General features: G+C 59.5%; 16 protein-coding genes and 2 CRISPR repeat arrays (1 of these 18 only partly in view). Of the genes, 8 read left to right on the top strand and 8 right to left on the bottom strand.

All coding sequences use genetic code 11. The annotated features are described in order from the left end of the window. A CRISPR array of direct repeats spans nt 1-2,229; the repeat unit is 29 nt; unit sequence GCCTCAATCGGACTGTGTGGAATTGAAAT (it extends 1,118 nt beyond the left edge of the window). Between the two features lie 344 nt (nt 2,230-2,573). Continuing rightward, nucleotides 2,574-2,863: direct repeats of the CRISPR family, unit length 29 nt; unit sequence GCCTCAATCGGACTGTGTGGAATTGAAAT. 206 nt (nt 2,864-3,069) lie between these two features. Continuing rightward, nucleotides 3,070-3,990, top strand: a complete 921-nt coding sequence (locus E5K00_RS04300; protein WP_135462024.1) for a pirin family protein — start codon at nt 3,070-3,072, stop codon at nt 3,988-3,990. Between the two features lie 77 nt (nt 3,991-4,067). Here E5K00_RS04300 and E5K00_RS04305 read toward each other — a convergent pair whose 3' ends face one another. Then, nucleotides 4,068-4,256 (bottom strand): hypothetical protein, encoded by a 189-nt coding sequence (locus tag E5K00_RS04305; protein ID WP_135462026.1) that lies wholly within the window; start codon nt 4,254-4,256, stop codon nt 4,068-4,070. 175 nt (nt 4,257-4,431) lie between these two features. Between E5K00_RS04305 and E5K00_RS04310 the strand changes: the two genes are divergently transcribed. After that, nucleotides 4,432-5,568 carry a hypothetical protein gene (locus tag E5K00_RS04310; protein ID WP_135462027.1) on the top strand — a complete coding sequence of 379 codons (1,137 nt, stop codon included), beginning with the start codon at nt 4,432-4,434 and terminating at the stop codon, nt 5,566-5,568. A gap of 20 nt (nt 5,569-5,588) precedes the next feature. Here the strand turns inward: E5K00_RS04310 and E5K00_RS04315 are convergent, their stop codons facing one another. Together E5K00_RS04315 and E5K00_RS04320 are read right to left on the bottom strand one after the other, a co-directional pair. After that, a complete protein-coding gene (locus tag E5K00_RS04315; RefSeq protein WP_135462029.1) occupies nt 5,589-6,140 on the bottom strand; it encodes a hypothetical protein in 552 nt (183 codons plus the stop codon). Next, a complete protein-coding gene (locus tag E5K00_RS04320; RefSeq protein ID WP_135462031.1) occupies nt 6,133-7,308 on the bottom strand; it encodes an AAA family ATPase in 1,176 nt (391 codons plus the stop codon). Before E5K00_RS04320 ends, E5K00_RS04315 begins: the two co-directional genes overlap by 8 nt. 409 nt (nt 7,309-7,717) lie before the next feature. On the opposite strand from E5K00_RS04320, the gene E5K00_RS04325 reads away from it, so the two are divergent. Further along, nucleotides 7,718-8,386 (top strand): hypothetical protein, encoded by a 669-nt coding sequence (locus E5K00_RS04325; RefSeq protein ID WP_135462032.1) that lies wholly within the window; start codon nt 7,718-7,720, stop codon nt 8,384-8,386. A gap of 78 nt (nt 8,387-8,464) precedes the next feature. Here E5K00_RS04325 and E5K00_RS04330 read toward each other — a convergent pair whose 3' ends face one another. The 5 genes from E5K00_RS04330 to E5K00_RS04350 form a co-directional block, all read right to left on the bottom strand. Further along, nucleotides 8,465-10,315, bottom strand: coding sequence for a sensor histidine kinase (locus tag E5K00_RS04330; protein ID WP_135462033.1), 1,851 nt, complete (start codon nt 10,313-10,315; stop codon nt 8,465-8,467). An 87-nt stretch (nt 10,316-10,402) separates the two neighbouring features. After that, nucleotides 10,403-10,861, bottom strand: a complete 459-nt coding sequence (locus E5K00_RS04335; RefSeq protein WP_135462034.1) for a BLUF domain-containing protein — start codon at nt 10,859-10,861, stop codon at nt 10,403-10,405. Nucleotides 10,862-11,113: 252 nt separating this feature from the next. Further along, nucleotides 11,114-12,337: a type II toxin-antitoxin system HipA family toxin gene (locus tag E5K00_RS04340; protein ID WP_135462035.1), complete on the bottom strand. Its 1,224-nt coding sequence runs from the start codon at nt 12,335-12,337 to the stop codon at nt 11,114-11,116. After that, nucleotides 12,337-14,043: a DUF262 domain-containing protein gene (locus E5K00_RS04345; RefSeq protein WP_135462036.1), complete on the bottom strand. Its 1,707-nt coding sequence runs from the start codon at nt 14,041-14,043 to the stop codon at nt 12,337-12,339. The genes E5K00_RS04340 and E5K00_RS04345 overlap by 1 nt, the downstream gene beginning before the upstream one ends. Nucleotides 14,044-14,094: 51 nt before the next feature. Next, nucleotides 14,095-16,035: a DNA topoisomerase IV subunit B gene (locus E5K00_RS04350; RefSeq protein ID WP_135462037.1), complete on the bottom strand. Its 1,941-nt coding sequence runs from the start codon at nt 16,033-16,035 to the stop codon at nt 14,095-14,097. A 196-nt stretch (nt 16,036-16,231) separates the two neighbouring features. On the opposite strand from E5K00_RS04350, the gene E5K00_RS04355 reads away from it, so the two are divergent. The 5 genes from E5K00_RS04355 (at nt 16,232) to E5K00_RS04375 (ending at nt 21,096) form a co-directional block, all read left to right on the top strand. Next, nucleotides 16,232-17,425, top strand: a complete 1,194-nt coding sequence (locus E5K00_RS04355) for an AI-2E family transporter (protein ID WP_135462038.1) — start codon at nt 16,232-16,234, stop codon at nt 17,423-17,425. A 210-nt stretch (nt 17,426-17,635) separates the two neighbouring features. Next, nucleotides 17,636-18,106, top strand: coding sequence for a ferritin-like domain-containing protein (locus tag E5K00_RS04360; RefSeq protein WP_135462039.1), 471 nt, complete (start codon nt 17,636-17,638; stop codon nt 18,104-18,106). A gap of 256 nt (nt 18,107-18,362) precedes the next feature. Further along, on the top strand, nt 18,363-19,880 hold the full coding sequence (locus E5K00_RS04365) for an exonuclease domain-containing protein (protein WP_135462040.1): 1,518 nt from the start codon (nt 18,363-18,365) through the stop codon (nt 19,878-19,880). 159 nt (nt 19,881-20,039) lie between these two features. Then, a complete protein-coding gene (locus E5K00_RS04370) occupies nt 20,040-20,450 on the top strand; it encodes a hypothetical protein (protein WP_135462041.1) in 411 nt (136 codons plus the stop codon). A gap of 220 nt (nt 20,451-20,670) precedes the next feature. Continuing rightward, a complete protein-coding gene (locus E5K00_RS04375; RefSeq protein ID WP_135462042.1) occupies nt 20,671-21,096 on the top strand; it encodes a hypothetical protein in 426 nt (141 codons plus the stop codon). Nucleotides 21,097-21,121 lie beyond the last annotated feature (25 nt).

Genomic DNA, 21,121 nt, shown 5'->3' on the forward strand with positions numbered 1-21,121 from the left:
TGTGTGGAATTGAAATAAGTCAACCCGCCGCGCCTACGCGCTTCCTTGCAAGGCCTCAATCGGACTGTGTGGAATTGAAATCGGTGACGGGGTGCGGTTCAAAGGCCGGGGGCTGATGCCTCAATCGGACTGTGTGGAATTGAAATGGCGCTGGCTTTCACGCGGGCGGTATCCGAATCGAAGCCTCAATCGGACTGTGTGGAATTGAAATTTCGTAAATAACCACCGGGGAAACCGGAGCCGAGAAGCCTCAATCGGACTGTGTGGAATTGAAATTGCAAGAAGAGATCTGGGCTGCCCTGTTCGGGTGCCGCCTCAATCGGACTGTGTGGAATTGAAATAGGTTCGGGCTTTGCTGAGTGGCGGGGTGTTCGTTGCCTCAATCGGACTGTGTGGAATTGAAATCGCACAGACCGGCTTTACCGTGCTGGGCGGGGCGGTGCCTCAATCGGACTGTGTGGAATTGAAATAATAGTCGCTGGGTTTGGTATCCAGCAGCGCCCCTTGCCTCAATCGGACTGTGTGGAATTGAAATTGAAGCTGACCAAGGCAGACCGGGAAGCGGCGGAAGGCCTCAATCGGACTGTGTGGAATTGAAATACCGTTTTTGCTGGCGGGAGGCGTGTAGCTTCGGCCGCCTCAATCGGACTGTGTGGAATTGAAATGCCGTAACGTTACCCGGCTGTTCTTCACTACCGCCTTACCTCAATCGGACTGTGTGGAATTGAAATAGGGGCAAAGCACCGTGGCCAGCGGCCTCAACGCCAGCCTCAATCGGACTGTGTGGAATTGAAATTCCATTTTTTCGGAGCAGTAGGTAGCCGGGCGCGGCGCCTCAATCGGACTGTGTGGAATTGAAATAGCTGCGGTACCACGTCGCCCACGCGCACAAACCAGGCCTCAATCGGACTGTGTGGAATTGAAATGGGCCAAGTTCTTCCTGGCCGGCCTCACCTATAACCGCCTCAATCGGACTGTGTGGAATTGAAATAGGTTATCGTGCCCGGGCTCCTGCACCAGGTTGCGCAGGCCTCAATCGGACTGTGTGGAATTGAAATAGCTGAGCACGGCCTTCATGAAGTCCTTCATCGGGGCCTCAATCGGACTGTGTGGAATTGAAATTCGACTTCGCCGCCGCCTCCCGTGGGCAGGACAACGCCTCAATCGGACTGTGTGGAATTGAAATAGGTGCTAAGCATTACCTACGCGACGGACACCGATGGCCTCAATCGGACTGTGTGGAATTGAAATAGTGTAGGCGCTGCTCGGGGAATCATCCCCTAACTCCGCCTCAATCGGACTGTGTGGAATTGAAATTCGACGGCTGCCAGCTTGAAGATGCGGTGCAGGCGCGGGCCTCAATCGGACTGTGTGGAATTGAAATGTTTTCTTGGCGGCGTAATCTGCCTGCGTCTTGATGCCTCAATCGGACTGTGTGGAATTGAAATTTATGTTTTCCGTCGAGGAAACCTGTGTCATCATGGGGCCTCAATCGGACTGTGTGGAATTGAAATGTTACCGACACGTCCGAAGATGGACTCCGGCTGCTGGCCTCAATCGGACTGTGTGGAATTGAAATTGGGTGTTGGCGTAGTTGAAGATGCCGCCGGCCCGCGCCTCAATCGGACTGTGTGGAATTGAAATGGGTCAAGGTCCTCCAGTAGCGGGCTGCTCTGGCGGGCCTCAATCGGACTGTGTGGAATTGAAATCCTGGCCACACTGCGCGCCGCGCGCGACGTGGTGCAGCCTCAATCGGACTGTGTAGAATTGAAATAGGAGATTAACAACTCCCTGCGCTCGATGAAGAAGGGGCCTCAATCGGACTGTGTGGAATTGAAATTGATCTGTGTACTACCCTAGAAGATGGAACAGTACCGCCTCAATCGGACTGTGTGGAATTGAAATGAGGCTTTCCAGCGCAGGGCGGGTCAGGGGTTTGTGCCTCAATCGGACTGTGTGGAATTGAAATGCTACAATCCCAACGACCCTCAGCACTTCTAGCCATGCCTCAATCGGACTGTGTGGAATTGAAATTGGGCTGCAGCGGCCCGGCTGATCTACTTGTGTCGAGCCTCAATCGGACTGTGTGGAATTGAAATGTAGATCATCACGGTTTTGTTCTGGTGGTCGGCGTAGCCTCAATCGGACTGTGTGGAATTGAAATACTACAGGCGGGAGCACCAGAAGCGTTTGCACAACGCCTTAATCGGACTGTGTGGAATTGAAATTCAGCAATTTCACCGACTCCTCAATCGGACTGTGTGGAATTGAAATACCAGCATCAGCATGTTCACGCCAGACGGCTCCTTCGCCTCAATCGGACTGTGTGGAATTGAAATCGAAGCAGCTCGGTGAATCTGTTGCCTGGGCCGTGCGCCTCAATCGGACTGTGTGGAATTGAAATGGTACATGGCTTTTATTATGCGCTCTAGCTATCAAAGCCTCAATCGGACTGTGTGGAATTGAAATTGCTCTGGGACGGGCCGCAGGGCCTGTATCAGCAGTGCCTCAATCGGACTGTTGTGTGGAATTGAAATTATCTGGTGGACTCGCTGCAACTGCCCAAGCAGGGCGCCTCAATCGGACTGTGTGGAATTGAAATGTGTAACCGCCGCGCATACTGGTCAGCACAAACGTGGCCTCAATCGGACTGTGTGGAATTGAAATAACTCCTGCGCGGCCGTAGCCTGGCTGATATACCCTGCCTCAATCGGACTGTGTGGAATTGAAATTGGATCAGCAAAATCCTGAAAATCTACCGGCCTTCGAGCCTCAATCGGACTGTGTGGAATTGAAATCTTGAAAATTCATACAAAACCTCGCTTCGTTGTTCAGCCTCAATCGGACTGTGTGGAATTGAAAGCGGCCTGCGCGAGTGTAATGCTTACGCTTCTTACTCCTTCATAGCGAGATTATTGTCATCGTTGTATTCGCACGCTTTTACACATACCAGGTATATATCCGCCACTCCGGGGGCTCGGTTTGACGGCTTGCCAAACACCTATAGCTGTTGCTTGTCGAAACCCTATAACTTACGCGGCACTCTTACCATTCTAGTTTTCCTGCCCTATGCTCGACTTAGTTATCAACGCCCGCCAGGCATCCATCAGCGCCGGCTTCGACGTGAAGCGGATTCTGCCCTTCCGGGCGCGGCGCATGGTGGGGCCCTTCGTGTTCATGGACCACGCCGGCCCCATCAGCGTGCCGGTGGCCCAGCTGCCCGACCTCGACGTGCTGCCCCACCCCCACATTGGCCTGAGCACGGTCAGCTACCTGTTCGGCGGGCAGGTCACGCACCGCGACAGTCTGGGCGTGGAGCAGATCATCCGGCCCGGCGAGGTCAACTGGATGACGGCCGGCAGCGGCATTGCCCACTCCGAGCGGTTTGAGGATCCGGCCGCCCTGGCCGGCGGGCAGCTGGAAATGATTCAGACCTGGGTGGCCCTGCCCGAGGCCGACGAGGAAACGGCCCCGACCTTCACCAACTACCAGCCCCACGAGCTGCCCATCTTCACCGAGCCCGGGGTGTGGATGCGCCTGATTGCGGGCAACGCCTACGGCCTGCGCAACGACGTGCGCACCCACTCGCCCCTGTTCTACCTGCACGTGGTGCTCCAGCCCGGCACCCGCTTCGGCCTGCCCCAGGGCTACCAGGAGCGCGGGGCCTACGTGGCCAAAGGCCAGGTGGAAGTAGCCGGCCACTTCTACGCGGCCGGGCAGCTGCTGGTCTTCACCCCCGGCCAAGACCCCATTATCATGGCCCGCGAAGCCACCACCCTGATGCTGCTGGGCGGCGAGCAGCTGGGGCCCCGCTTTATCTGGTGGAACTTCGTGTCCTCGCGCCCGGAGCGCATCGAGCAGGCCAAGGCCGACTGGGCCGCCGGCCGCATTGCCCTGCCCCCCACCGACAACCACGAGTTCATTCCCCTGCCCCCGGACAAGTCGCGCCCGGCGTCTTCGGGCCCGGCCGCGCCCGAGCCGCTGTCGTAGCGCCGGGCCGCCGGCAAAACCCGGAAGGCCCCTGCCGAGTAGTCGGCAGGGGCCTTTTTTAGGGGGTAAGCCCGGGCTTAGCGGATGTTGAGCAGGGACAGCACGCCCGGGTGCGGACCCGGCGCTTTGACCTGCCGGCTCACGATCAGCAAGCTGAGCAGGGCCAGCAGCAGCAGCCAGCCCGTGGCGCGCTGCCGCCAGGGCGAAGAACCAGTAGGGCCCGACTGCGAGGAGCCGGCGGGAAAAGAAGGTAGTGATGATGCCATAGGTGCGAGGAAATAAGGAGCGGAGTAGTGCCTATACGGGCTACCACAAATAAAGTCGCGGCCCCCATACGGCGGTATCACATAATGATGTGTGCCGCCGGCAAGAAACCGCCGGAAAGGCGCCCGGAATACCGGGCTTTTTTCGTACTCTGCCGCCGCTTACTTTCTTATTCTTATGGCTGATACCCCCGACACCCCCCCCGCTACTCCCCCATCCGGCCCCCGCTCCGAAGCCGACATCCTGGCCGACCCGCGCCTGCGCGAATGGCTCGACGCCTACCGCCCACTGTTTCACGACACCTGCCTGAAAAGCTACGCCTATCTGCTCCAGGACCTGTACGACCACGGCAAGCGCTACGAGGACAGCCTGGAGTACCTGCTGCACCAGCACGACAAGGCCGCCTACAAGGGCCTGTGGCTGATTCAGCACCAGAAGCTCTTCGACCTGGAGTGCCAGTGGCGGGCCGGGCTGCTGACGGTGCCTGGGGCCCAGCTCACCGGCAACTTCGAAGACTGGCACGACGACATCCGGGCCTGCCCGGTGCTCACGCCCGTCAGCGAGGACGAGGTGGCCGTGCTCGACGCCTTCCTGGCCCAGGCCGACTACCCCGACGAGCTGGATCTGGGCAACCCCAGCAACGACTTCTGGCGGCACCGCCGCTACCCCCACCTGCGCGACGCCGACCCGGAAGACTTGGAGCAGGACCTGACCGAGTTTACCCAGTTCTGGGATCTGCACCGGGGCACCGGCTACCTGCGCCAGCTCCCCGACCCGCGCGGCGAGCAGGAAGCCCACTACGAAAAGGTGGCCCGCGCCGAACGGCGCCGCCTGAACCCGCCCCCACCGCCCGCCCCCGACGACCCGCGCCCCCACGCGCCCACCTTTGGCCCGGAGTTCCACGACCTGGTCCGGGAGTGGCTGCGCCGCTATGAGCCCGCCCGCACCCTGCGCCGCTTCGAGGCCAAGCTCCAGATGGCCGCCCGCCTGGAGGGCAACCACGAAACCGACCTGGAGGTGGCCCTGGCGCGCCTCCAGGAGGCCGGCCCCGGCCTGGTGCCCATCCAGGCCCACGCCGACTGGCGCCAGGGCATCATCGAGGCCTCCAACCGCTACTACCTCAGCCAGGTGCGCGCCGCCCTGCCCCACGTCTACGACGAGTATTGCCAGCGCGAGCAGCTGGGCATCCGGCAGGCCCCCACCGGCGAGGGCCGCCGCCGCCGCAAGAAGGACAAGGGCCACTTCGACTGGCAGCAGGAGCTTATCCGCGAGGGCCGCCGCCTGCTGGGCGAGCCCGACGACCTGGCGTTCTAGCAAATAACCACGGACTAGCCCTACAGACGACGCGGGCCCAGATTCATTACTTGACTCACAAACTCGGCCAGGTCGAGGTAGGCGATGGGCTGGGCCCGCTGAATTTCCCGGAGCAACGCCTGCATCAGCCGGTTTTCCTCCACGTTTTCCTGCTTGCAGAAGTCGATGAAGGCCGGCAGCTCGGTGGGCAGCCCCAGCGCGGCCAGCGCCAGGCCAGCTTCTTGCGCGGCCCGGAACAGCCAGGTGTCGCAGGCCGGGTTGAGCACGATAAGGTATTGGTTGGGCAGCTCCGGGTGCTGCAGAATCTCGTGCCACTCCTCCTGCCCCCGCCGGGGCCGCTCCATCGGCCGGAACTTAGCCAGCTCCGGAGCCTGGGCAAACTTCTTGTCCCGATCGACCATGCCCACGACCACGCGCCCGGCCCGCGCGGCGGCCTGCTGCTCCACCAGTACGCGGGCCACCTGCCCGATGCCCTGGCGATGGCTCACAAACGTGTAGCGGAAGGCCACCAACGACAAGGTCAGGGCGGTATCCACGTTGCATTCGGGCACGAACAGCGCGTACTCAGCCATGGGCGGGACGCGGAATGTAGCGGGCCATGTTGTAGAACACATCCACCGAGTCGCCCCGGATGGCCTGCACTTCCTCGTCGCTGAGCTGCTTCACCTTGGTCTGGTAGTCTTCGTAATACGCCACGAAAATAGCCAGCTCCTTGGCCTGCTCCTCGTCGGGCAGCATCTGCTCCAGCACCTCAGTAATCAGATACGGGCTGTGCGTCGCCACAAAAAATTGGTTGTTGCGGCTCTCCACCATCCGCTTACCCAGCATCGACACATACATCGGATACGAGTGCGCCTCGGGCTCTTCCAGCAATATTACCGCGTCGTCGTTGCTTTCGATAGCGGCAAGGTAGAAGATAATGCGTTGGAGGGTATCGGCGATACTGGAGTATGGGTAGGAATAACTAATCCCATCCATATCCTTCACTATCTCTAAGCGGCGGGCGTCTATACGTAGAAGTAATTTTAGTCCATATAGATCAAACATTCGCGCAATTTCCTTCCGCAGCTCAGGAAATGCCTGAATAACAGTAATAAGATTTTTACCGTCAGGGGTCAATAACGAAGAATGATATGTATCAACATCGATGACGCCATTTTTCGCATAATTATAGACTTTCACTCCATATTCTATGGGCTTTTCCCCCACCTTAGCTGATGACATATAATAATGTGACTTCATTTTTTTGCCATTAAAATCCATCTTAATGTAGGCACCGGGACTAAGCCTTGCATCATCACTAAGTTTATCCTCTTTATCTACTCTGGCTTCCAAATTTTGAAGTAACCAACCATCCTCCGTGTCGAAAGGATAATTGTAGGCTGGGGATTGAGCTTTTTTAGCAGCTTCTTTCAAGCGCATAAATGCTTCCTTCGCAATCCAAAATAACTCTAATGCGTCACGCTTATCATTTACACCAAAAAAAACATACTGCTTGTCAGTTTCGATTTTAACAGAATTACGAATCAAATTATCACGAAATATCTGACGAATTTCTTCATATCGAATATATTCATTTTTTTCCCCCTCACCTCCCCCCAGCAAACTCATTGCTTCCAAAATATTACTCTTGCCCACATTAGGCATCCCGATAATTAAATTCACGCGGCGGGGCTCCATCGTTACGTCCTTGATGGACTTGAAATTCTGGATGCGCAGGGTTTTGATGTTGTTTTCCATGACGTAGGCTAGTGCCCAAAGATACTGATTCGGGCCGCTTGCCCCGGCGGGCGGGCCGCTTACCTCCTATTCGGCCCAAAACCGCTTCTACACCCTGCCAGGCCACTTTTTAGCCGTAGCAAATGCACGCGCTGAGGTTTCATACGCTCGCGGCGGGGTTTCATACGCTCGTGGCGAGGCTTCGAAAGCAGCTGCCGAGGCTTCAGGAGCAAAGGCCGCCGCTTCAAAAGCCCGGCGGCGGGTTTGGAAGGCTCCGGCGGAGGCTACGAAGCCTCGCGGCCGGGTTGCGAACGGGCGTGGTGGCCGAAAATCAGACCGTTGCAAATCTGCGGGCAATTATGCAGCTTACTGGGCCGCTGGCGGAGCGCACCGGGCTGGCAGCTATTGTTTTATCCTCTCTACTATATCCATGAAAAAGAAAGCAGAAATTGCCCATTACAACATGTCGCAGGCCGACCTGGTGACCACGGCCAGCGAGAAGCTGAGCCACCTGCGCCGCGACGTGGCCGACCTGGCCCGCTACGGCGTGACGCCCGCCCGCCTCGACGAACTCCAGCGGCTCACGGCCGCCTTCGTGGCCCTGCCCACCGAAACCGAGGGCGTGCAGCAGGCCGCCACCGCCACCCTGGCCAAGGAGGCCGCCCGCACCGCCGCCCTGGGCACCATGCAGCGCATTATGGGCATGGTGAGCCTGCTGCACAACGACCGGACGCCCCAGTACAAGGCTTTCGGCACCAGCGGCCTGAACTCGGCCTCCGACGGCGACCTATACCTGGGCCTGGTGCGCGTGGGGCGGGTGGGCCGGGCCAACCTGGCTACCTACGCCGTCAAGGGCCTCACGGCTGCCGACCTGAGCCTCTTGGAAGACCAGAACGCGGCCCTGCTCAAGACCGCCGGCGAGCAGCACGACGCCGAATCGGGGGCGGCGGGGGCCACCCAACAGCGCCTGAGCGCCGGCAACACCCTCTACGACGAGCTGGTGCAGCTCTGCGAGGCGGGCAAAGCGGCCTTCGTGCAAACCGACGTGAGCCGGCACCAGGACTACGTGCTGTACGACGCGCCGGCGGCGGCGAACTAAAGCGGCAGCCCCGGTGCGCCCCTTACCCCAACGCCCCATCTGGCCGGAGCCGGGTGGGGCGTTGAGCTGCTGGCGGCGTTAGAAGCCGCCGGCGGGCGTGTGCCAGTAGATGGTGAAGGTAGTGCCCTCCCCGAGCGTGCTGCTGACGGCCAGGTGCCCGCCCTGACTGCCCACGATGCGCTGCACCAGGTAGAGGCCCACGCCCGTGCCCTCGACGTGGGCGTGCTGACGGGCAAAAAGCTGGAAAACCGGGTGGGCCGGGTCGTCGATGTGCATGCCCAGGCCATTGTCGCGCACTTCCAGCACGGGCTCCTCGTCTGGGGTGAGGTAGCTGCGCAGCAGGATGTGCGGGGGGCGGGCCGGGTGGCTAAACTTCAGGGCGTTGCTGACCAGGTTGTGGACCACTGAGCGCAGATTGGCCCGGCTGTAGCGCAGGCCCGGGGCCTCGCCCACGTTCACATCGACGCGGGCTCCGCGCTGCATTATCTCGGGGCGCAGGCCCAGCAGGATTTCTTCCAGCAGCAGGCCCAGATCCAGCACCTCCACGGGCTCCTGCTGCTGGCGCTGGGTGCGGACGGTGGTGGCCAGGTCGAGCAGGGTTTTGTCGAGCTCAGCCAGGGCGTTGTCCACCATTTCCAGCATCAGCCCCTGCTCAGGGTCGGCGAAGGTGGCGGCCCGGCGCAGCTCCTCAAACAGGCCCCGCAGGTTGTTGGTGGGCTGGCGCAGGTCGTGGGAAGCCGCGTACACGAACGTGTCGAGGTTGTGGTGGGCGCGGGAAAGCTCGTCGTACTGGGTTTGCAGCACCTGGCGCAACCGGTACTGCTCCTCGATGTCGGAGCAGGTGCCAAACCAGCGCGGGCCGTTGGCGTCGCTGAGCTGCCGGGCCCGGATGGTGTGCCAGCGGTACACGCCGTCGTGGCGGCGCAGCCGGTACTCGCCCTCGAACGCCTCGCCGCTGGCCACGCTCTGCACCCAGCGGCGGGCCGCGGCGGCCTGCTCGTGCAGATAGAGCAGGCCCACCCAGCCGGTCGGGCCCAGCTCGTCCTTGGTCAGGCCGGTGTACTCGATAGTGAACTGGTTGTAGTATTCGACCAGACCCTCGGCCGAGGCCGTCCAGATCAGCTCGGGAATGCTGTCGGCCAGAAACCGCAGCTCGGCTTCGCCCCGGCGGCGGGCCTCGCTTAGCTCGCGCGCCAGGTGCACCTCCGTCAGGGCGCCGTGCCAGAATACGGGAGCGTCGGGCGGGTGCACCTCGGGCAGGGCGCGGCTCAGCATCCAGCGGTACACGCCGTCGAAGCGGCGCAGCCGGTACTCGTAGCTCCAGCCCGTGCCGGTCCGGCGGGCCGCCTCGGCCTCGTAGAGCACCCGCAGCCGGTCGTCGGGGTGCACCAGCAGGGGCCAGATGGCCGTCAGGTCGATGGTGGGGGGCTGGCCGGTGAAGCGGTACCACTGGGGGCTGACGTAGGTAACCATTCCCCCGGCGTCGGTGGTGAAGGTCATCAGCGGGGCCGTTTCGGTGAGCACCCGCAGACGGGCATCGAGGTGGCGGGTGGTGAGGGCCAGCTCGTGGGCGCGCTGCCGGGCGGCCTCCTGCTCGCTCACGTCCAGGGCCAGCAGCAGCAGGCCGGCCACCTGCCCCTGCTCGTCGTGGAAGGGCTGCACGGCCAGGTCGTAGCAGTGCTGGGGGCCGCAGGTGCAGGCCTTGGCCGTGTATTCGGAGCCGTCGGCGTAGATGCGCGGCAGCACGTCCAGCAGCACCGCGGGGAGGTTACCGGGCGCATCGGCTACCCGCTGCCCGGGTTGCCCGTCGCCCACCAGCTCGCGCATCCGGTCATTAATGAAGCCGTAGCGCAGGTCGGGGCCGACCAGCGTGGCCACGCCGGCCGGAAGCTGGCCCAGCATCTGCTCAAAGGGGAAGGAAGGTATCAAGGACGAATAGCGGGCTACACCGGCGCCGGGCTAGTGCGGGTTAGAGGCAAAGATACGGGGTGGCGGCGGGCCGGGAGCAACACCACGCTAGTGCGCGGTGGGCAGGGCGTGCTGGTAAGGCAACGAGGGGTCGGGGCCGAAGACGGCCAGCCGCACCAGCTCAACCAGCATCGAGTCGGCAATGGGCAGCGACTCCGGGGGGGGTGGCACGTGGTGGGGCAGCAAAAAACCCTGCAGGGCTTCGAAGCCCTCGGTTGCCAGCGGATGAAAGGCCATCGACCAGCCGGAAAAGCTGCGGGTGGTAATTGGCTTGTCGATGAGCTTGCGCACGTGCGAGTGCCGGCTATCGACGGCGATTCGCTCGAACAGCGTATCGGCCACCTCATCTTCCCCCTCAAATAGTTGGGCGATGTTGCCGTGGCTGTAAAACAGCACGCCGGTAATCCCGTGGCGGGCATTGTCGTGGCGGCTCTGGTCGAGCAGGTGTTGCAGGTCGTGGTCGGTAAGCGGGCGGACGGCGCGGCTCAGGTAGACAATATGCTTCATACGTTCCTCCTACAACGAATTAACCCGGGCCGTGGTTTGCCGCCGCCCCCGCGGCGGGCCTGATTGGCCGGATTTCGTTGCCCCGGGCTTTTGACAGCAGAACGCCCCACTTGTCCGGAGAGAAGCGGGGCGTTGGGGTAAATGGTGTCCGTGGGGCGGCTAGGCGAAGGCCAGATCTTCCTCGGCCACTTCGCTCACGGGCAGCACGTCGGAGGTCACCAGGTCTTTCTCCAGGCGCAGGTTGTCAATTATTTACTTTAAAATGCCTCTCAGCAGAGGCACTTTGGTCCAAAAACGCCGCAGTATTTCAACGTGCTTACTGGGTAGCAGTTCAAATATTCGGCCTTCATGCCAGGCTTTTGCAATTTCAGACAAGGTTTCGTTTACTAGCTGCATCACTCGTTCAGGGTCGCCGCCGCTTGCTTGCGCCAAGCGGCGGAACGCAGCCTCATCCGTCTTATCTGGTTGCTTGGAACCGGCAAAGTGCAAAGCCCATTCTGGTGACAGCCAAGCCACTACGGCCACTTGATCATACAGGGGAGTGAGTACGGCATTAACACCGTCGGGATATAGAAACGACCAGTTTTTTAGATGGGCATCGGTGTTGCCCGAAGCTACCATAAAAACCAAGCGTCGAATAAACTCTTCGTACTGAGCATTTCCGCTTACTTGGCGTACTATCGCGGCACAGGTTTCATAAGACCAATGGTCATACTTTTTGTCGGGTTGAAGCCCGGCTACCTGGGCAAAATCCTCTTGGTGAATTCGTTGGAAACCAATTCGGTCATATCGCCGAATCAGAAAAACTTCCTCATGCATACCTACTTGGGTGCGCAGCAACTCCGGCAATGATGCCCCCGGCAGTAATCGACACTCTGGCACCTCGAACCCTGCTTTGTCTGCCCACTGCATAATGGCATATTCATTGGCGGGTAGATCTGGGTACGTGGCCGAGCCGAACTTCACAATCCAGTTGCCTAGCTCATTGCGCATCGGTAGGCGCAGTTTATCAGCATCCAGGAGAACGGAGAATTTCATCTGCACCCCACCTAGCGAAAATCGAAACGCTGCCACCTCATCTGTCAGAGGTTCAGCCGCAGCATCGGCTACCAGCGGTTGTGTAGCATCCAATAAATGTGCTCCCTCCGTGCCAGGACGCACTTCTACGGCTCCGGGCAAGCCTTCACCCAATGCCACCAATAGAGCCAGGTCGTCACGAGAGGTAAGCCCCAGTGAGTGTTCAATTAATTGCCGCAGGGGTCCCTTTTCGGGAATAAGATTGGCAAAAAAGGCTGGCAGTTTCTGTGATTTGCCCACGTATCTTGCTTTGGGCTTATCCTCGAACTGTTGGCCCAGCACCGGGCGCGGCCAGAGATGACGATACTCATCCAGCAGCGTGAATACCACTTGCTGGCCGGGCGGCCGCCCAATCTTGCCTGCCAGCACGCCATTAATGAAGACGTCGAAAATCTGCATTACTCCGCTTGTAGCGTTTTTGCCACAATTTGGTCGATGGACACTCGGTCGGGCTGCCCCCAGGCGGCTAGCCGGTCGCCTAAGTTGCGTACAGCTGTCTGTACTATATTGCGCCGCCGCTGGAGAAACGTTTCGGCATCACCTTGCTGCAGAGCAGCAAAGGCGGGCTCATCAATGGCGTGGGAGGCGAGGAATTTCTTGTTATCCGCATAATTTAATTGCCGCAATTGCTCATAGGAAATACCCCGCTGGTATTGGCCTTCCTCGTCTTCTTCAAATAGATCCTGCTGCTCGTTAGTGGGCTGGGTTCCCGGCAGCAACATCCGATTCGCGGGACTAGTCATCAACTCGCTCCTGCTGGCTTTCGCGGGAATGATAGTTCGCAGCCCCGCTTTTTTTCGGCTTGCCAACAACTCCGCTAAGTCCACCGGCTCGCCAGTGTCGAGTAGTGGTTGCAATGAGTACATACCCAACAGAGCCAGCCGACTTTCGGCGGCTCGGGCGTCGAAACGGGTTGGTAGCGCATAGCGCAACTGGCCCGGCAACTCATGCGGTATTAAACGCAGTAATTTCTGGGCCTGCATTTCGTCGTTACCATCCTCCAGCGTGAGGACGCCATGCCGGAGAATAGTTCGCTCGTCAAACAAAGCGCCGCCTAACAACACACGCCACGTCCAACGCGTCAACAACTCCAAGCTGCGTTCGGAAGGATGAGGAAATAAGCTGAAATACCGGGTTAGGACAGCCATTGGCAAAGCCAGCGGCAGGAGCTTTACATGCGGTATTTCGGCTTCCTGACGCAGGAAGTTCAGAGCACGAACAATGACGGGTAATGCATCATGTACGGCATCTTCCATTTTAACCATTGCTTCGTCTCCCCGACGTTCATGTTCTGCCAACGTACGAGATGCGTCAAGTCCACGGGAGGCCATTACGTAAGTAAGAAGGTTGCGCAACGTGGGGCTACCCATTTTTTCAGCTTCAAGGGCTTCAGCTAATTGTGGCAAAGTGGAAGGATACTTACCCTTGTTACCAAATAAGGCTGCATGAACATCTGGCCAGCTCATTTTCTTGCCGTACGTGTTTGTACGGTTGAAAATATCGCGCAGAACCTCTTCGTCCTCTGTCTCAATGGTGTAAAGTGGCACGTTGTACTCCCGAAGCCGCTGACCAGCTTCAAAAACTGCGCCTCGCAACTCAGCGTCATGTACGTGCTGCCACCCATAAACCCATTCGCTCAGCACCGCTGAATCGAACAATTGCGCTACCGGAACCCAAGTGCTCGGCACACTTCCATTATAGGGAGGAGATGCAAACGTCTGGTTTTGCGCATCGAAATACACCACATAGGCATCAATGGGCTTTTCGGGAACCGGCAACTTCCGGGCTAACCCCGCTGCCAGGGAAATAAGACGCTGCTGACCATCAACCACCCAGAATGCGTCTGGTGTATCCGGAGCTTGTATTGTTAGTGGCCCAATTGATAGCAGCTCGGCCGGAGCGGCTCGTTTCTGCAGTAGCAAAGAGCCAATGGGATACCCCTTATATATGCTATCAAACAAGGCAACCACTTGAATGGCACCCCATTGCAGCGGCCGCTGAAAAGCAGGAATTCGCACTTGCCCCTTTACAACCCGCTTTACTAGGCGTTCTACAGTTAGAGTACCTGCTTCCGGTGTAACAGCCAGTTTCTTTCCCGCTTTCATCGTAGTTGAGTTATGTATGCTTAGTACGGACTAAGATGTACAATGCATCGTTTAGGCGAAGGCCAGGTCTTCCTCGGCCACTTCACTCACGGGCAGCACGTCGGAGGTCACCAGGTCTTTCTCCAGGCGCAGGTTGTCGATGATGAATTCCTGGCGGGCGGGGGTGTTTTTGCCCATGTAGTAAGTCAGCACCTGCTGAATGCTGCGGTCGGACTGCAGAATCACGGGCTCGAGCTTGATGTTGTCGCCGATGAACTTGCCGAACTCGTCGGGCGAGATTTCGCCCAGGCCTTTGAAGCGGGTGATTTCGGGGTTGCGGCCCAGCTTGCGCATGGCTTCCTGCTTTTCCTGCTCGTTGTAGCAGTAGATGGTGGTCTTCTTGTTGCGCACCCGGAACAGCGGGGTTTCCAGGATGAACACGTGCCCGTTGCGGACCAGGTCGGGAAAGAACTGCAAAAAGAAGGTCAGCAGCAGCAGGCGGATGTGCATGCCGTCCACGTCGGCGTCGGTGGCAATAACCACGCGGTTGTAGCGCAAGCCCTCGATGCCTTCCTCGATGTTGAGGGCGTGCTGCAAGAGGTTGAGCTCCTCGTTTTCGTAGACGATTTTCTTCTTGAGCCCGAAGCAGTTCAGGGGCTTGCCGCGCAAACTGAACACGGCCTCGGTTTCCACGTTGCGGCTCTTGGTGATGGAGCCCGAGGCCGAGTCGCCCTCGGTGATGAAGAGCGTGGTCAGGGCTTCGGCTTCCTGCTTGCCTTCGCCGAGGTGGAAGCGGCAGTCGCGCAGCTTGCGGTTGTGCAGGTTGGCTTTCTTGGCGCGCTGGTTGGCCAGCTTTTTCACCCCGGCCATGTCCTTGCGCTCCCGCTCGCTCTGCTCGATGCGCTTCTTGAGTGCCTCGGCCACGACGGGGTTCTTGTGCAGGTAGTTGTCGAGGTGCTCCTTGAGGAAGTCCAGGATAAAGCCCCGCACCGTGGGTCCGTCCTCGCCCATGTTGATGGAGCCCAGCTTGGTTTTGGTCTGGCTTTCGAACACGGGCTCCTGCACCCGCACCGAAATGGCGGCCACGATGCTGGCCCGGATGTCGGCCGCGTCGTACTCCTTGCTTTTGTTGGTCTTGGCAAAGAACTCGCGCACGGTTTTGACCACCGCCTCGCGGAAGGCCGCCAGGTGGGTACCGCCCTGGGTGGTGTACTGGCCGTTGACGAAGGAGTAGTATTCCTCGCCGTAGTCGTTGCCGTGGGTCATGGCCACCTCAATGTCGGGGCCCTTGAGGTGGATGATGGGGTAGCGGACCGTCTCGGCGTCGGCTTTGCGGGCCAGCAGGTCGAGCAGGCCGTTTTCGGAGTAGTACTTCTGCCCGTTGAAGTTGATGGTCAGCCCCGCGTTGAGGTAGACGTAGTTCCAGATCTGGTTTTCCAAGTACTCCGGAATGAAGCGGTAGTTCTTGAAAATCGTGTCGTCGGGCTGGAACACCATCAGCGTGCCGTTGCGCTGGCTGGTTTTCACCGGCTTGGGGTCCTGCTTGAGTACGCCGCGCTCAAACTCGGCGGCTTTCAGCTGGCCCTCGCGCACGCTCTGCACCAAAAAGTAATTGCTCAGGGCGTTAACTGCTTTGGTGCCGACCCCGTTTAAGCCCACAGACTTCTGAAAGACCTTGGAATCGTACTTGCCGCCCGTGTTGATTTTACTGACCACATCCACCACCTTGCCCAGCGGAATACCGCGGCCGTAGTCGCGCACCTGCACCCGGCTGTCGGAAATCTTGATGTCGATGGTGCGGCCGTGGCCCATCACGTGCTCGTCGATGGAGTTGTCGATAACTTCTTTTACCAACACGTAGATGCCATCGTCGTAAGCTGAACCGTCGCCGAGCTTACCGATGTACATGCCGGGGCGCAGCCGGATGTGCTCGCGCCAGTCGAGGGAGCGGATGCTGTCCTCGGTGTAGCCGTGGTCGGGAGTTGCAGCGATGGGTAGTTCTTCGTCAGCCATTGTACTTTTCGCAAATCAAATTTGAGGTAAAATAACGCAGAAAATTGGCGTTTTCCGCGCTTTGTTTTCGCTACTAAAGTTAGCAAAACCGTTCTTCACAACCTAAAGCCCCACGGCAAGGTTCCGCCTAAATTCCGCCTGCTGCTTTCCAGCGAGGCTTTTACCCACCCCTACACTCTCCAACCCGATTAGCAATATGCTCCCTCCCGTTACCCAACATCATTTGCCTCCTTCCGGCCACAAGCCCCAGCCCGAAGTCAAGCAGCGGCCCATCGTGCAGTTTACCTTCGTGCTGCTGGCCGGGGTGCTGCTGGTGTATGCGCTCAAGGCCCTGGACGACGTGCTGCTGCCGCTGGCTTTCGCGGCGGTGTTTACCTTGCTGCTGCTGCCCATCTGCCGGTGGCTGGAAAGCAAGGGCCTGGGCCGCATCTGGGCCATTATCCTGTGTCTGCTGCTGCTGATCGTCATTTTCGCGGGCATCGTGCTGGCCTTCGGCTCCCAGCTGACGCAGTTCAAGGACGAGATTCCCAAGCTGCAGACCAAGACCATGGAGTTCTTCAACCAGGCCCAGGAATGGGCCCACCAGCGCTTCGGCTACAAGCCCATGAGCATTGAGGAAGTGAAGGAGTCGACGGTGAAGGCCCTGAAGAAGTCGGGCGGCACCTACTTGGGCACCACGCTGAACACCACCACCAACGCCCTGAGCAACCTGGCCCAGGTGCTGATCTACATCTTCTGCTTGCTGCTCTACCGCGACCATCTGCGGCAGTTCATGTTCCGCTTCGTGACCCCCGACAAGCGCACGATGGTGCTGCACACCGTGGACAACATTCAGACCGTGGTGCAGGCGTATATCTCGGGCCTGCTCAAGGTCATCGTCATCGTGGCCGTGCTCAACGGTATCGGGCTGGTGGCGCTGGGCGTGAAGTTTGCCATCTTCTTCGCCATTTTCGCCTCGGTGCTGGCCGTCATTCCCTACATCGGCATTATGATCGGGGCCACTATTCCGGCCATTATTACGCTGGTCGAAACCGGCTCCCCGCTGCAGGCCCTGGGCGTTATCGGCGTGTTCGTGTTCGTGCAGTTTCTGGAAGGCAACTTCATTACGCCCATGATTACCGGCTCCCAGGTCAGCATCAACCCGCTGGCCGCCATCCTGGCCCTGATTCTGGGCAACGAGCTGTGGGGCACGCCGGGCATGATTCTGAGCATTCCGATTATGGCCGTCATCAAGGTGGTGCTCGACGCCAGCAAAACCACCGAGCCCTGGGGCTTTCTGCTCGGCGACACGGCCGAGGGTGAAGACTCCACCAAGCCCGACAAAGACAAAAACAAGGAGCTCAGCTGGTGGCAGCGGCTGCTGGGCCGCAAGCCCGATACGGCCAACTAGCCCACCCCTTTTCGGGCTTCTTTTGCTACCCCGTCGGCCTTGGCCGGCGGGGTAGTTTTGCTTTACGGGTCTTGGTATTGACCAACCCTGCCTAAATTTTATAACATCTTTTTAGTAACCCTACCGTCGGGCCCGGGGTATAAAAGCCCAGGTTGGCCACCACGCGCCGACTTTCTGAATCCTTACTTCCACCTAACCTTTTCTTGTCTTATGGCAATTATCACCGGAGAAACCGCCCGCGCTTATAACGACCTCGTAGAAATCAACAAAACGGCCGCCAAGGGCTACCAGGAAGCCGCCGAAGGCGTGAGCAGCCCCGACCTGAAGTCGAAGCTCAGCGAGCTGAGCCAGCAGCGCGCCCAGTTTGCGTCCCAGCTCAGCCAGCAGGCCCAGCAGATCGGCATTAATACCGAAGACGGCAATACCCTGGAAGGCGTCGTGGCCGATGCCGCCGCCGCCGTACACCGCGGCTGGATCAACATCAAATCGGCCATTACGGGCCAGGACGACTCGGCCATTCTGGGCGAGTGCGAAACCGGCGACGCCACGGCCCTCTCGGCCTACGAAACGGCGCTGAAGTCGCAGGAAATTCCGGCCCAGGCCCGCACCGTCATCGAAAAGCAGCACAGCGAAATTCTGTCGGCCAAAAACTGGGTAACCCAGCAGAAAGGCAGCCGCTAGGCTCTCTTTTCTTCCTTAAAAAAAGCCCGCCCGCAACGGCGGGCTTTTTTTGCGCGGGTTTTCCGTGGCTCACCCTTTTTCCGGGGCGGCGCCAGCAGGTCAACTGCTTGCAGGGCCGAAAGCAGTGGCAGAGTACTACACCGCACCAACCGGCGCGGGCGGGCCGCGGGCAAACTTCCCGGGCTGCAACCTTCAAGTGTGTTATCTTTGTTACCAATCAAATTAGCATCTTCTTTTACCTGAATCCGCGCCGCTTTTGTACGCCATCATTGACCTTGAAACTACCGGAGGGCAGCCCACGCAGGACCGCATCACGGAAGTAGCCATATTTATTCACGACGGCGAAAAGGTCGTTGACCAGTACAGTACGCTCGTTAATCCCGGGCGCCCCATCCCCTTTTTCATCACCCAGCTCACCGGCATCACCGACGACATGGTGCGCGACGCGCCCAAGTTTCACGAGGTGGCCCGCAAGATTGTGGAGCTGACCGAAGGCTGCGTATTCGTGGCCCACAACGTGCGCTTCGACTATTCCTTCATGAAAAAGGAGTTTGCCGACCTGGGCTACAACTACTCGCGCAAAACCCTGTGCACGGTGCGCCTGAGCCGTTCCCTGATTCCGGGCCAACCCAGCTACAGTTTGGGCAAGCTCTGTCAGAACATCGGTATTCCGCTGGAGGGCCGGCACCGGGCCGCCGGCGACGCCGCCGCCACGGCCGTCCTGTTTGACCGGCTGCTCAAAATCAGCCAGCAGGACGAGGTGCTGCGCAACCCCACCATTTCGGCCGCCGACACGCTGGCCTCGGTTGATGCGCTGGCGCCCGTGGGGCGCGCGCCGAAGGGCACCGCTCCGGCGGCCGCGCCAGCGGTGAAACCAGCCAAGCAGCCCAGCCCGAAGCGGGTAGCGGCCGTGCAGGAAGCCATTCGCACGGCCCTGCTCCCGCCCAACATCACCCCCGAGAAAGTGGCCGCCCTGCCCCAGGAAGCCGGGGTGTACTACTTCCACAACGAGCAGGGCGAGGTTATTTACGTCGGCAAGAGCATCAACATCTACAAGCGGATTCAGCAGCACTTCGCCGTCGATTACAAGTCGCGCAAGTCGCTGGAGTTCAAGAACAGCATCTCCGACATCACCTGGGAGCTGACCGGCTCGGAGCTGGTGGCGCTGCTCTACGAGTCGGCGGAAATCAAGCGGATGAAGCCGCTGTATAACCGGGCCCAGCGCCGCTCGGTGTTTCCGGCCGGCATCTTCCTGCGCACCGACGAAAACGGCTACAAGCGCCTGTATTACGGCAAAGCCGACGACCACGCCGAGTCGCACCCGCTCATTGCCCTGGGCAACCAGTACAAGGCCAAGGGTTTCCTGTTTCACAAGGTGGCCAAGTTCAACCTGTGCCAGAAGCTCTGCGACCTGTACAAAACCACCGGCTCCTGCTTCGACTACCAGGTGCACCGCTGCAAGGGCGCCTGCCTGGGTTTGGAGCCGGCCGAGGAATACAACAAGCGCGTGGAGGAAGCCATTGAGAGCTTCACCTACGAGCACGGCTCCTTCGTCGTGATTGGCAAAGGCCGGCGCGACGACGAGCAAACCGTGGTGGTGGTGGAGCACGGCCGCTACCTGGGCTTCGGCTACGTGGACTCCGACTTCTCGGCCCGCAAGCTCAACGACTTCAAGGAGGTCATTACCCGCTACAACGACAACAAGGACGTGCAGCAGATCATCCGGCAATACCTGCGCACCAAGCACAAGGACAAGGTGAAGGTATTCAAGTAGCCCCGCCCGGCTTCCTATCCGACGCGAGCCGGCGGCGCATGCGCCGCCGGCTCGCGGGCTTTTGGGAGAAAGTCAACCCGTTGAGCCGGCGTTAATATATCTTTTACTATATTCAATGCCCAGTACTCCGTTCTCTCCGCCTCGTAAACTGTTGATGCTATGCAAACATTGTTTACTTCTCCCTTTCTGCGTATTCACCACGACGGCTACGCCCACGCCCTGGAGCTGGAATGGCTCGATTTCGCCAATAGCCCGCAGCTGCGCACCGGCCTGAATACGGGCCTGCAGCTGGCCGAGCAGTACCACGTCCGGGCCTGGATCGGCAACCTCAAGCGGATGCACGTCATTCGCCCCCTGGATCAGGACTGGATCAACTCGGACTGGTTTCCCCGCTTTTCCCGGCTCGATATTCTGCACATGGCCGTAGTCGAGTCGGATGACGTGCTCAACCGCCAGGGCGTGACCCGGGTGATGCACAACGCCACGGGCCTGGCCCCGCTGAGCACCGCTTATTTCCAGACCGTGGAGGAAGCCCGGCACTGGGTGCGCACCTACGCCTACGCTTTTTAGTCAGCAGCCCGCTTATTTATCCGGCTTACTGCCAGCATTTTGCTGGCAGTCCGGCCCGGCGCGCCCCGTTAAAAAGCAATAAACCCCGCAAAATAACAGCCGGATCAGTGGGCTTTCCGGCAAAATTATCCGTACTTATAGCTACCCCGTTCCCGTTGCCCCGCTACCACCTTATTGCATTTGTTGATCCTTTTAGGCTTGCCCTGCGCAAGGTGTAGTTATGGCGCATCTGCTTTATCCCAACAACGCCTCGTTGTACTATCATAACGAGCTGGCCAGCGTCGTGGAACACGCCGACGGCTACGTCCGCATCGACTGGAATCCGGTGCCGATTCGCAGCAGCTCCCTGCGGGCCGTGTACGAGCAGGTGCTGACCTTGCTGCGCCAGCAGGGCTTTGCCAAAGTGCTGTCCGATCATCAGCTGCTACCTCCCATTCAGCCTTCGGACCAGGAGTGGCTCTCGCAGGATTGGGTGCCACGCGCCGTGGCCCAGGCCGGCTACCGGTGCTGCGCCCTGGTGCAGGCCCACGACGTGCTCAGCCAGATTTCGCTCACCCACATTGTCCGGCAGCTGGGTCCGGTGCCCCTCATCGTGCGCTACTTCGAAGACAGCAGTGCGGCCGAGCGGTGGATCCGCTCCTGCTAACGGGCTTGAGCTGCGGACCGGCTTT

It is taken from the genome of Hymenobacter aquaticus, from assembly GCF_004765605.1.
Taxonomy (GTDB): Bacteria; Bacteroidota; Bacteroidia; order Cytophagales; family Hymenobacteraceae; genus Hymenobacter; species Hymenobacter aquaticus.

Excerpts from the sequence above, each read along its gene's own strand:
- E5K00_RS04320 (WP_135462031.1), bottom strand. The coding sequence starts at position 7,308 with ATGGAAAACAACATCAAAACCCTGCGCATCCAGAATTTCAAGTCCATC.
- E5K00_RS04335 (WP_135462034.1), bottom strand. The coding sequence starts at position 10,861 with ATGAAGCATATTGTCTACCTGAGCCGCGCCGTCCGCCCGCTTACCGAC.
- E5K00_RS04360 (WP_135462039.1), top strand. The coding sequence starts at position 17,636 with ATGGCAATTATCACCGGAGAAACCGCCCGCGCTTATAACGACCTCGTA.
- E5K00_RS04375 (WP_135462042.1), top strand. The coding sequence starts at position 20,671 with ATGGCGCATCTGCTTTATCCCAACAACGCCTCGTTGTACTATCATAAC.
- E5K00_RS04310 (WP_135462027.1), top strand. The coding sequence starts at position 4,432 with ATGGCTGATACCCCCGACACCCCCCCCGCTACTCCCCCATCCGGCCCC.
- E5K00_RS04350 (WP_135462037.1), bottom strand. The coding sequence starts at position 16,035 with ATGGCTGACGAAGAACTACCCATCGCTGCAACTCCCGACCACGGCTAC.
- E5K00_RS04305 (WP_135462026.1), bottom strand. The coding sequence starts at position 4,256 with ATGGCATCATCACTACCTTCTTTTCCCGCCGGCTCCTCGCAGTCGGGC.
- E5K00_RS04325 (WP_135462032.1), top strand. The coding sequence starts at position 7,718 with ATGAAAAAGAAAGCAGAAATTGCCCATTACAACATGTCGCAGGCCGAC.
- E5K00_RS04355 (WP_135462038.1), top strand. The coding sequence starts at position 16,232 with ATGCTCCCTCCCGTTACCCAACATCATTTGCCTCCTTCCGGCCACAAG.
- E5K00_RS04370 (WP_135462041.1), top strand. The coding sequence starts at position 20,040 with ATGCAAACATTGTTTACTTCTCCCTTTCTGCGTATTCACCACGACGGC.
- E5K00_RS04340 (WP_135462035.1), bottom strand. The coding sequence starts at position 12,337 with ATGCAGATTTTCGACGTCTTCATTAATGGCGTGCTGGCAGGCAAGATT.
- E5K00_RS04315 (WP_135462029.1), bottom strand. The coding sequence starts at position 6,140 with ATGGCTGAGTACGCGCTGTTCGTGCCCGAATGCAACGTGGATACCGCC.
- E5K00_RS04300 (WP_135462024.1), top strand. The coding sequence starts at position 3,070 with ATGCTCGACTTAGTTATCAACGCCCGCCAGGCATCCATCAGCGCCGGC.
- E5K00_RS04345 (WP_135462036.1), bottom strand. The coding sequence starts at position 14,043 with ATGAAAGCGGGAAAGAAACTGGCTGTTACACCGGAAGCAGGTACTCTA.